The organism is Rhodococcus sp. MS13, from assembly GCF_013277835.1.
GTDB lineage: Bacteria > Actinomycetota > Actinomycetes > Mycobacteriales > Mycobacteriaceae > Rhodococcus_F > Rhodococcus_F erythropolis.
Map to the genome: position 1 here is coordinate 90794 of NZ_VBTL01000002.1, position 11408 is coordinate 102201.

The 11408-nt window shown below is 61.4% G+C and carries 10 protein-coding genes; 5 read left to right on the forward strand and 5 right to left on the reverse strand.

The window, feature by feature from the left end; translation table 11 throughout:
- Nucleotides 1-5: 5 nt before the first annotated feature.
- The 4 genes from FEZ59_RS02860 to FEZ59_RS02875 form a co-directional block, all read right to left on the reverse strand.
- On the reverse strand, nucleotides 6-1157 hold the full coding sequence (locus tag FEZ59_RS02860; RefSeq protein ID WP_021333775.1) for a thiolase family protein: 1152 nt from the start codon (nucleotides 1155-1157) through the stop codon (nucleotides 6-8).
- On the reverse strand, nucleotides 1154-1531 hold the full coding sequence (locus FEZ59_RS02865) for an OB-fold domain-containing protein (RefSeq protein ID WP_045064295.1): 378 nt from the start codon (nucleotides 1529-1531) through the stop codon (nucleotides 1154-1156). Before FEZ59_RS02865 ends, FEZ59_RS02860 begins: the two co-directional genes overlap by 4 nt.
- A 32-nt stretch (nucleotides 1532-1563) precedes the next feature.
- Nucleotides 1564-2352, reverse strand: coding sequence for an enoyl-CoA hydratase/isomerase family protein (locus FEZ59_RS02870; RefSeq protein WP_031331690.1), 789 nt, complete (start codon nucleotides 2350-2352; stop codon nucleotides 1564-1566).
- A 103-nt stretch (nucleotides 2353-2455) separates the two neighbouring features.
- On the reverse strand, nucleotides 2456-3595 hold the full coding sequence (locus tag FEZ59_RS02875; protein ID WP_172932206.1) for an acyl-CoA dehydrogenase family protein: 1140 nt from the start codon (nucleotides 3593-3595) through the stop codon (nucleotides 2456-2458).
- Nucleotides 3596-3690: 95 nt separating this feature from the next.
- On the opposite strand from FEZ59_RS02875, the gene FEZ59_RS02880 reads away from it, so the two are divergent.
- The 4 genes from FEZ59_RS02880 (at nucleotide 3691) to FEZ59_RS02895 (ending at nucleotide 8060) form a co-directional block, all read left to right on the forward strand.
- Nucleotides 3691-4071: a nuclear transport factor 2 family protein gene (locus FEZ59_RS02880; protein WP_045064290.1), complete on the forward strand. Its 381-nt coding sequence runs from the start codon at nucleotides 3691-3693 to the stop codon at nucleotides 4069-4071.
- Nucleotides 4071-4445, forward strand: a complete 375-nt coding sequence (locus tag FEZ59_RS02885; protein WP_021333780.1) for a hypothetical protein — start codon at nucleotides 4071-4073, stop codon at nucleotides 4443-4445. Before FEZ59_RS02880 ends, FEZ59_RS02885 begins: the two co-directional genes overlap by 1 nt.
- 171 nt (nucleotides 4446-4616) lie before the next feature.
- A complete protein-coding gene (locus FEZ59_RS02890) occupies nucleotides 4617-5828 on the forward strand; it encodes an acetyl-CoA C-acetyltransferase (RefSeq protein ID WP_172932207.1) in 1212 nt (403 codons plus the stop codon).
- Nucleotides 5829-5882: 54 nt separating this feature from the next.
- Nucleotides 5883-8060, forward strand: a complete 2178-nt coding sequence (locus FEZ59_RS02895) for a 3-hydroxyacyl-CoA dehydrogenase NAD-binding domain-containing protein (RefSeq protein ID WP_172932208.1) — start codon at nucleotides 5883-5885, stop codon at nucleotides 8058-8060.
- A gap of 55 nt (nucleotides 8061-8115) precedes the next feature.
- Here the strand turns inward: FEZ59_RS02895 and FEZ59_RS02900 are convergent, their stop codons facing one another.
- Nucleotides 8116-9156, reverse strand: a complete 1041-nt coding sequence (locus FEZ59_RS02900; RefSeq protein ID WP_172932209.1) for an extracellular solute-binding protein — start codon at nucleotides 9154-9156, stop codon at nucleotides 8116-8118.
- Nucleotides 9157-9430: 274 nt separating this feature from the next.
- Between FEZ59_RS02900 and FEZ59_RS02905 the strand changes: the two genes are divergently transcribed.
- Entirely contained in the window at nucleotides 9431-11365 is a 1935-nt protein-coding gene (locus tag FEZ59_RS02905) for an FAD-dependent oxidoreductase (protein WP_172932210.1), read from the forward strand.
- The last annotated feature ends 43 nt before the right edge of the window (nucleotides 11366-11408 follow it).

Consider the following 11408-nt stretch of genomic DNA (forward strand, 5'->3'; position numbering starts at 1 on the left):
CAAACTCAAACGGACAATACGGTGCAGGCACTGATGCCCGGTGCGCCGTACACGTGGGTGAACCCGATTCGGGGAGTGCCAGGAACCTGACGGGCACCCGCCTCACCACGAAGCTGGGTGACTATCTCGTGCACCTGGCGAAGGCCCGATGCGCCGATCGGCTCACCGTTGGCGATGCATCCACCGTCGGTGTTGATCGGAATGCGGCCGCCAATCTCTGTCTCGCCGGCCGCAATCATCGATTCCTGTTCGCCGGGTTCACAGAAGCCGCACTCGGCCATGTGCATAATTTCGGCACCGCTCTCGGTGTCCTGCAGCTGAGCCACGTCGACTTGGCCGGGGGAGATGCCTGCCTGCTCGAAGGCTGCTCGCGCGGCATCCGCACTGACACTGGTCGGTTCACCGTTACCTTGCACGGCCGGGCTGAAAACCTCGAAGGAGCCGAACCTTCGGGTGCGATGGGTGATTGCCCGAAGTGTGACCGCTCGAGCGGCGAGCGCTTTGGTTGCGCTCTCGCTGGCAACCACGATTGCGGCGGCGCCTTCTCCGGGTGAGCAGAACATGTAACGGGTGAGCGGGTCATTGACCATGTCGGCTGTCGCGATGGTCTCGGCGGACATCGCCTCCCGGCGCCAGGCGTTCGGATTGAGAACGCCGTTTCGGTAAGCCTTCTCGGCCACGCGGGCCAGGGTGTCGGCCGAGATGTTGTGCTGGCGCATATAGCGCGAGATCTTGGCTCCGAAGAATTGTGTGGTGACCATCAGACCGGCTTCGCCGTATCCGTCCGGCAGGCCCCATTCTTCCGGTCGGGGATCGAATGCCCCCCGTGGGTGCTTGTCGAAGCCGACCGCCAGTGCGATCTCGGCTGCACCTGAGCGAACTGCATTGACCGCCGAGAAGAGTGCGCTACCGCCGGTTGCGCAACCGTTCTTGACGTTGGTGAAAGGTATTCCGGTGAAACCGAGTTCGGCCACCAAGGTGTCGGCCAGCCCGGATCCGTCACTGCCGCCGAAGGCGACCTGGACGTCGGGCCATGAAAGTCCGGCATCATCGAGCGCGGCGCCGATCGCGGTGACGGCCATGGCACGCCCACTCACTCCCGGTTGCCGGCCGAACTTCGAAAGTCCGGCTCCGACGATCGAAATAGGCTGCGTCACTTGGTTGCTCCTTGCTTCGCGTCACGATCGACGGCGAACCGGGGCACCGGTGAGGTGGCGACCAACGTCACCGGTGCCTGATCCAGTCCGTCGAAGTCTTCACAGTCGATGATTGCTTCGACCTTGATTCCTTCAGGGAGTTCGATGTAACCGACCGCGAAAGGAGTGAACCCTCCGGCGGGCGGTACATACGGCGGCGATTTCGGAGGAAAACGTTGAATCGTGTACGCCCACAGCACACCTCGGGTACTCAAATCGAGAGGTGCTGCCGTTGGCGTTGCGCACTTGCTGCACATGACGCCGGCCGGAAAGGCCACCGTGGCGCACACCGTGCACCGGCTGCCTTCGAGCACGATTGCTGTCTTCTCTGCCATGCCTATCCCTTCAGGTCTCGGGGTGAATCAGATCAGCGGCCGACCCACACCGGATCACGCTTCTCGAGGAATGCGGTGACGCCTTCCTTGCCGTCCTCCGACTGCAGTGCGTTGCCGACGGCCAAGTGCTCCATGACCATGAGCGACTGGATGTCGGCGTCGAGGCCCTTGTCGATGCACATCTTGGTGAGCTTCATCATGAACGGGCTCTTGTCGGTCAGAGTCGCGGCGAAGTCTGCCACGGTCTGATCGAGCTGATCGGCCGGTGCCGAAGCATTGATCAGGTCGAATGCAGCGGCCTCGGTGCCCGAGAGGAGCTTGCCGGTGAGCATGAGCTCCTTGGTCTTACGGACCCCGATCATGCGGGGAAGGCGGTAGATCGGGCCGGCGCCACCGAAGAGTGCACGACGGATGTGGAAGTCGCCGATCTTGGCGTCATCCGATGCGATCGCGAAGTCGCACGAAATCATCAGTTCGAAACCACCTGCGGTGACATAGCCTTCGAGGACTGCGATCGAGGGTGTGTTCATCGAGTAGAGACGGTCGCAGACCTTGGCCGAAAGCACGGCGACGTCCATCGCTGTGGTGCTGCCGATGAAGTCGGAGAGCAGCTCGTCCAGGTCGAAACCTGAGCAGAACGTGTTGTTGACGCCACGTAGCACCAGAACCTTGAGGTTCGGATCGTTGTCGACCTCGACAATGATCTCGTCGAGGCGGTGCAGCAGTTCAACGGTGACCGCGTTCTTCTTGTGCGGGCGGTTGAGCCAAACCCGTGCGATGTCTCCGTCTTTCTCCAACAGGATGTGGTCGGTCTCGATCATCATGAGCCTTTCGTGTGGATATAAAATTGAACTGGATTCACTTCAGTATGCAGATTGGGTGACGTTGCGTCAATACCCGGCATCGGCGGCATTTTCCGAATAGTCAAATGCCGATCAGTTCTGCGATGCGTGCGCGATGAGTGCGCGAATCGCCCTGTACTGCTTCGTTTCCCAATGCACGGCGGAAATAGGAGTGTGCCGGGTGTTCCCACGTGAAGCCGACGCCGCCATGCAATTGCACGGCCTCGGCCGCGGCGTCTATGGCCGCGTCGGTGCAGACGGCGCCGGCCACCGCGATCGCCAATCGGGCAGTATCCGGGGCCTCGTCGTATACGGCTGCGGCATATCTGCTTGCCGATCGAGCGCGCTCGAGCAGCACGAGTACGTCGGCCAGTCGGTGCTTGACGGCTTGAAACGAGCCGATCGGGCGCCCGAATTGGTGTCGGGTTTTCACGTATTCGACGGTCATCTCGAGCAGGGCGTCGACAAGTCCGGTGTTCTCGAAAGCGATTGCGAGCGTCCGTAAATCATGAATCCGAGTACAGACCCGGGCATAATCGTCGGCACCGACCACGGGAACTGCCGGCACTTCCGCTACGGTCAGGTCGGCCTGTCTGCGGGTGGGGTCGACGACTTCGCGCTCGCGCCAGTGCACCTGACCGGCTGTCTTAATTGCGAATATCTGCCGTCCGGCGGCGGTGTCGGCTGAGGCGATGACGATGTCGGCAGCAGCACCACCTACGACGGCCGAGACCTCACCGCTGAGCAGCCAGGAGGATTCACTTTCGACACCGCTGAGTCGATCGGTCGCGGCAGTCAGTGGACTGACGCTTGCCACCGAGGATCCCTCGAGGACGTTGACCAGTAGTTCGTCGACGGGAAACGTGGCCGCCAATAGTGCCTGGGCGCCCAGGACCGCCGAGGAAAACACGGGCTCACAGGCCAGACTCCGACCGCACTCTTCGAGAATGATGCCGAGTTCGACCATGCCGTAACCCAGCCCGCCGCGATCTTCTGGCGCAGCGAGCGAAGTGACCGACATATTCTCGATCAATTGCTGCCAGAGGTCCGGCGAGTATCCATCGGCCGTGTGCGAAGCCGACCGAGCCTGCTCTACGCCGCCGTGTTTCCCGAGCAGCGCTCGAATCGCATCACGAAGCTCCAACTGTTCGGGGCCGGGATTGAGAGCAGCGGGCTCGGAGAGCGGCCAGGGGGGCTCTACCTGGGAAGTAGACGATTTCATATCACTCCACTTGACTTGAGTTCAGTTTGGTTATGGAACGAGACTAGCGTGTCAAGGCCTCGACAAGAAGGGTCGAACCGAACTAAGTTCATCTCATGAGCTCAGTGATCGAAACCTATTACGCGACCGTGGACAGCGGTCGACTCGAAGATGCTGTGGCCTTGTTGGCCGAGAACGTGGAGTTCGCCATGGTCTTGCCCACCGGGGCTAACTACGGGAGTGGTCGTGCGTCAATGCTCGACTACCTGTCGGGTCGCCCTCCGGTGGATCGCAAACACAAGGTCCTGCGTGTTGCAGCCGAAGGGGATCTGCATTTCCTGCATGGGTCGGTGACTGAGAACGGGACCAAGACCACGGGCTATTTCGTCGGTGTCATGCACGTCGATTCCGCCGGTCTCGTCGATCGCTATCAGGTGACCTTCGACGCTGAGTTCAGTTTGATTCCCCCCGATTCGTCCGCCGAAGGAGTTCGCTGATGAGCGAGACCAACCAGACGCCAGTGCTCATCCAGTGGTTCGAGTACATGGATTCCGACGATCCGGACCGTGTGCTGACGATGATCAGCAAAGACTTCGTGATGTCCGTTCAGTTCTCGAAGGGTGATGGGCAGTCTGCCGAGTTCGTCGGCGATCGCGACGGTCTCGTCGCCTACCTGGCGCAACGCGAGAAGAGTGTTCTGATCCACCACATCGACGCCGGGGCATTCGTCGACGGTGTCGAGTTGTCACTCGGGCGCACCACTCGAGGCGGCGATTTCGAGGCTTCGTTCAACGCCACTGCGCAGCTCGACAGCGAGGGCAAGGTGCGGCGCCTACTGATCGCCCGCACCCCCGAACTGTCCTTCTCCTGATTCCAGCTCCATCCAAGCCGACCTCGGGTACCGCACAGTCTTCCCGCGCTACCCGGGGACGCCGTATATCCTCCGCGATCTCTATCGCAGGCGCGCGCCGCCACTCTGGCAGGCGGTCCTCCCTCTCGTCCGGCCGAAATAGCTGAGCCATCATGACCAAAAGGAATCCCTGTGAGTGAACAAGCATTTATCTACGAGGCCATTCGCACGCCGAGAGGCAAACTGCGAAAAGGCTCGTTGAACAGTGTCAAGCCCGTCGACCTTGTAGTCGGGCTGATTCAGGAGCTCGGAACTCGTTTTACCGCAATGGATCCCGCAGAAATCGACGACGTAGTACTGGGTGTCGTCTCCCCGGTGGGTGAGCAGGGTGCCGTCATCGCGCGCACCGCGGCTCTGCTCGCGGGACTGCCGGATTCGGTGCCAGGCACGCAGGTCAACCGTTTCTGCGCGTCCGGTCTCGAGGCCACAAACCTGGCGGCCCAGAAAGTTGCGTCCGGCTGGGACAACCTGGTGATCGCCGGCGGCGTCGAGTCGATGTCGCGTGTCCCGATGGGTAGCGACGGCGGCGCCATCTTCACCGACCCGGCGACCGCATACGACCTGTACATAGCCCCACAGGGAATCGGCGCCGACCTCATCGCCACGGTCGAGGGATTCACCCGCGAGGACATCGACGGTTACGCCGCACAGTCACAGGGGCGCGCGGAAAATGCTTGGAATGCAGGCTATTTCTCCAAATCTGTGGTTCCGGTGCGGGACTTCAACGGGGTCGTCCTGCTCGATCACGACGAGCATCGCCGTCCGGGAAGCACCGTCGAGAGTCTGGGCAAGCTCACACCGGCGTTCGAAAAACTCGCGGCTACAACCGGTTTCGACGAGGTTGCGCTGCAGAAGTACGTCAACATAGAAAAGATCAACCACATCCACACCGGCGGTAACTCTTCGGGCATCGTTGACGGTGCCGCACTCGTACTCGTCGGCAGCGAAGCCGCGGGTAAGCGCGGCGGCCTGACGCCGCGCGGCCGCGTCGTGGCCACCGCCCAAACCGGTAGTGAACCGACGATCATGCTGACCGGACCGACTTCCGCCACCGAACTCGCTCTGAAGCGGGCCGGACTGACCGTGGACGACATCGACGTCTTCGAACTCAACGAGGCCTTTGCCTCCGTGGTCATGAAGTGGATGAAGGATCTGAAGATCCCGCGCGAGAAGACCAACGTCAACGGCGGGGCCATCGCGATGGGCCACCCACTCGGCGCTACCGGTGCAATGCTGGTCGGCACCGTGCTCGACGAACTCGAGCGTACCGGTGGACGCTACGGCCTGATCACGCTGTGCATCGGCGGCGGCATGGGTATAGCCACCGTCATCGAACGCGTCTGAGCTTGCACCCGGCCCGCTCCTCCCTCTGTTGAAGAGAAAGAACACACAGAATCAATGACTGACAACATGATCGGCTGGGCGCTCGATACCGATGGCGTCCTCGTGCTCACGATGGACGACCCGAATCAGGGCGCCAACACGATGAACGCCCTGTACACGTCCTCAATGGCTGCGACCGTCGACCGACTCGAAGTCGAGAAGGACAGCTACGTCGGCGTCGTGCTCACCTCGGCAAAGCGAACGTTCTTTGCCGGGGGTGACCTCAAGGACATGCAGGCTTGGGGACCGCAGGCGAAGAACCCGGTTTCGGTCACCGAGGTCACCACCCACCTCAACGAACTCAAGAAGGTGCTGCGGCGACTCGAGGTGCTCGGCAAGCCGGTGGTGTCCGCCATCAATGGCGCCGCACTCGGTGGCGGTCTGGAAATCGTGTTGCACACCCACCACCGCATCGCGGCCGACGTCAAGGGCAATCAACTCGGCTTACCCGAGGTCACCCTGGGTCTGTTGCCCGGCGGTGGCGGAATCTCGCGTGTCGTACGGCTGCTCGGCATCCAGGCGGCGCTGGCAAACGTCCTGCTGCAGGGGCCGCGTCTGAGCCCGACGCGTGCGCTGGATTTGGGTCTGATCGACCAGGTCGTTGGTTCGGTGGCGGAATTGCTGCCGGCGGCCAAGGCCTGGATTCACGACCATGCCGATGCAGTACAGCCTTGGGACACCAAAGGATTCAAGATTCCCGGCGGCGGACCGGCGGATGCGAAGATGGCCCAGGTCCTACCGGTTATCCCGAGTCTCCTCCGTAAGCAACTCAAGGGTGCACCGATGCCGGCGCCACGCGCGATCATGGCTGCCGCGATCGAAGGCGCGTACGTCGACATCGACACTGCCGACGAGATCGAGACCCGCTACTTCGTCTCGTTGGTGACCGGCCAAGTGGCCCAGAACATGATCAACGCCTTCTTCTTCGACCTGCAGGCGATCAACGGTGGAGCGTCAAGGCCTGACGGTTACGACAAGTTCACCGCTAAGAAGGTGGGCGTCATCGGAGCCGGAATGATGGGTGCCGCAATCGCGTACGTCTCCGCCCAGGCCGGAATCGACGTGGTACTCAAGGACATCTCGCTCGACGCTGCGGCGAAAGGCAAGCAGTACGCGGTAGCGCTGGAGGCCAAAGCGCTCGCCCGTGGCAAGACCACGGCGGAGAAGTCCGAACAACTCCTCGCCCGAATCACACCGACCACCTATGCCGCCGATTTCGCGGGCGTCGACCTGGTAATCGAAGCCGCATTCGAATCGGTCGAGGTAAAACACCAGGTATTCCAAGAAATCGAGAACATCGTCGAACCCGACGCGGTGCTCGGATCCAACACCTCCACCCTGCCGATCACCATCCTGGCCGAAGGAGTTGCGCGCTCGGAAGACTTCATCGGAATCCACTTCTTCTCCCCAGTGGACAAGATGCCTCTGGTCGAGATCATCAAAGGTGCCAAGACGTCGGATGCGGTGTTGGCCAAGGTCATCGACTACACCCAGCAGATCCGCAAGACGCCCATCGTGGTCAATGACAGTCGTGGCTTCTTCACCTCCCGCGTCATCGGCAAGTTCCTCGACGAGGCGATGGCCGCCGTCGGCGAGGGTGTGAACCCCACGTTCATCGAGCAAGCAGGCGCACAGGCCGGATACCCGGCACCGCCACTGCAGCTCATGGACGAACTGACACTCACACTGCCTCAGAAGATCCGCAAGGAAACCGAGCGGGCACTGCTCGCCGCGGGCGAGACAATTCCATTCCACGGTTCCAACGCCGTCATGGATCGGATGGTCGGTGAACTCGAGCGCACCGGGCGATCCGGCGGCGGCGGTTTCTACTCGTACGACAAGAGTGGCAAGCGGGTCGGCATCTGGCCAGGTCTGCGTGAAGCGTTCAAGTCCGGGTCCGCGGAAATTCCGTTCGAGGACATGAAGGAACGAATGCTATTCGCTGAAGCGCTCGAGACCGTTCGCTGCTTCGACGAAGGTGTGCTGGAATCGGTCGCGGACGCCAACATCGGCTCGATCTACGGTATCGGCTTTCCAGCCTGGACCGGCGGCGTGATCCAGTACATCAACCAGTACGACGGCGGGCTACCAGGTTTCGTCGACCGCGCCCGGGATCTGGCGTCGAAGTACGGCAGTCATTTCGAACCACCGCAGTCGTTGGTCGACAAGGCCGATAGGGGTGAAAAGTACTGAAGTAGTAAAGCAGTGGGGTGGCCCGCCTCGATCCGAGGCGGGCCACCTCGCACCGCTAACGCTGAAAGCTCCGCTCCCATTCTTCTTGGAATTTGCCCGTCAGCTCGGTAGTGAGCGCAGTGGTGTCCGGTAGAGGGATATCCTGCGCGCGTCCGACCGCACCCGAGATGTTCGGCAGAGCACTACCGTATCCGTACGAGAGTGCCTTCTGTCCTGCCTCTGTGACCATGAAGTTGGCCAGTACCTGCGCAGCATTCGGATGCGGCGCGGAGGCAAGCACCAGGGAATACCACGGCGTCCCCCACGCCGGCTCCGGCAGTACCCAGTCCACCGGGGCACCTGTCGCCATTTCCCGCACCAGCGGTTGCACCATCGGGGTGGCCGCAATTTCGCCCGAACTCAATGCTTGAGCGATACCCAGCGAACTGGGATAGATTCGTGGATTCTGGTCCGCCAGCCGTTCGTTGAAATTTCCAGTGCCCCAATTTTTTTCGAAGAACTGGTATTGGTCGACAACGGCCGCGAATCCGCCGGGGTTCACAACCCCGATCTTCCCCTTCAGCGCGGGATCGAGCAGGTCGTCCGGTGATCGAAGCCCCTGGGGCAGAGCGTCGGTGTTCCAGCCGAGCGCGAATATCGCCGCGCTGGTCAGAAAGAACTGGTCGTCGATCACACTTCGGTCGCGCTCGTACGCCGGATCGTCGAAGGCCGGACCGACAATCGGGGAGGAGAAGGCGCCGGAGGCGGCAGCATTTTTGATCCAGGACGGATCCGACGACATGTGAACGTCGCCTACGCCCTTGCCTGTTCGATTCTCCGTCTCGATCCGAGGGTTCATCTCGACATCCGTCCCTCGGGTGACTTCCAGGGTGATCTGCGGGTACTGCGCCGTGAACGCAATTCGCAGTGCCTCCAGATTCGCGGGATGTTGGGTCGAGTAAAGGCGTACGGAACCTTCGGCATTGGCTGCAGCGACAATGTCGTCCCAGTTGCCGGAAACCGTGCTTGTCGGAGTCTCGTTGCTGCCACACGCTGCTGTCATCATCAGCGTGGCGACCGCAGTCACCGCTATGGCCGACCGGGGGAGAATCTTCATGGACATGCCCTTCTGGCGCGAGTTTGTCGCCCGTGGTCCTCATCGAGTTTCAGGGTGAATCTCGAAAAATGTTAGAGAGTAGGCGAATTCAATCCTGTAAGAACTGACCTGAATTCGGTTTAACTTGCGACGGCAGCTTATAGTCATGTGGCTCGGGTCACAAGATGGTCGATCGCGCGACTGTTCTGCAACCTCTCGATCAGCTAAACTGAATTCAATATAGGAAGACTTGGGTCGCCATGTCAGTAGGCGCGAGCAAGAGAAGAGAGCGCTGATGGGTAACGAATTCCCCCACCTATTTTCACCGTTCGCACTCGGCGGAATGACCATGAAAAATCGGTTGGTGGCATTGCCTGCCGGTACGAGTATGGCCGAAAACGGTGTGCCGACACACGGGGACACCGATCATTTCGAGCGACTCGCGGCCGGTGGAGTCGGCCTGATCATCGGTGGGGCAACCGTGGTTCACCCGACCACGACGCTGCGCTCACGGAAGCTCGTCGAGGCATACATCGATGAATTCGTTCCGGCCACAGCCGCGAAAGTCGAAGTGATACATCGCCATGGTGCGAAGTTCATCGGTCAGTTGTGTCACCTCGGTCGCGAGTTCATCGGCGGCGAATCGGATGCGCCGCCGTCTGCCCCGTCTCCGATAAAGACACCGCGCGATGCGTACCCGCCTCACGAACTCACAATTGCCGAGATCGAGGATATCGTCGAAGGCTGGCGTATCTCGACCGCGAATTTGGTCAAGGCAGGCGTAGACGGCGCGGAAATCCATGCCGCGCACGGTTATCTGCCTGCTCAATTCATGTCCCCGTTGACCAACCAGCGAACCGACAGCTTCGGTGGATCGTTCGAGAACCGAATGCGGTTTCCTCGCTTGGTGATCGAAGCAATGCGCTCCGCCATGCCGACCGGATTCGTTCTCGGCGTGCGATTGAGCGGTGAAGAGGAAATCCCCGGCGGTATGCAGATCGACGACTGCGTGCGCATCGCGGAAAACATGTCCGAACTCGGGGTCGATTACTTCTCCATCACACACGGCACCCGCGGGAAATATGTCAAGGACTCCACCAACGAGGACGCTGTCGCAATTCCGTCCGCGTCAAAGGTGCGAGCTGCCACCGGAATTCCCACTCTCGTTGGCCAGCGTATTCGCGACGCCGCCACCGCCGATCACGCGATCAAGTCCGGTTACGTCGACATGGTGGGGATGGCGCGGGCGCTCATCGCCGATCCTGACTTGCCCATCAAGTCGCAGACCGGCCGCCTCGACGAGATCCGTGGCTGTCTCGGCATCAATCAGGATTGCCGTGCCTTCGACCCGCATCTGCATTGCGCGGTCAACGCCGAAGTCGGGCGCGGTCGACATCCGGGTGTCGGTGTCGTCTCCCTGCGCGCCAAGGAAGTATTTGTCATCGGCGGCGGGCCGGCCGGACTCGAGGCAGCGCGCGTCGCCGCAGGGCGCGGGCACCGTGTCACACTGTTCGAGCGGGACACCGTTCTCGGCGGCGCTGTCCGCGTGGCCGCGGCTGCGCCGCATCGCGCCACCTTGGTCGATATCATCGATTACCTTGGGCGAGAACTCAAACGGCTCAAAGTCGATGTCAACCTCGGTGCCGAAATCGACGCCGACGACCTTGCCGACATCCACTCGTCAGCTGACCACGTCATCGTGGCCACCGGATCGCGGCCGGCCGAACTACCGATCGAACTGTCGGGTCGAGCAGCAGCCACGGTCGACGACGTCTTGTCCGGTCGAGTACCGGAGGTGGCAAGTCGACGCGCAGTGGTATTCGACGAGGGTGACGGATTCTGGCCCGCATACAGCGCCGCCGAAGCGCTCGCCGGCCGGGGCTGGCACGTCACCTTTGCCACCCCGCTTTCTGCATTGGTCTCGCGGATTCCGGCCGAGAGTGCAGGCCCACTTCTCGGCCGGCTCGGTGACGGCGGCGTGGAGTTCAAGATTTGCCACACACTCGTGGTTCCGGAAGATTCCGCGTTGCCACTGATTCTGCGGCCCGTGTTCGGCGGTGGTGACATAACGATCTACGACGCGTTGGCCGTCTGGCACAAACCGCGGATTCCGATGTCGAATCTTGGTCTCGTTGCCGGAGAGTCCGTCAGCGTCATTGGTGACTGCGTCGCGCCCCGTCGGATCAGTCACGCTGTCGCAGAGGGATATCGTGTCGGCGCAGAACTCTAAGTGCGATTTACGGGCCCTGCGATAACGCGGTCCATGCAGTTGA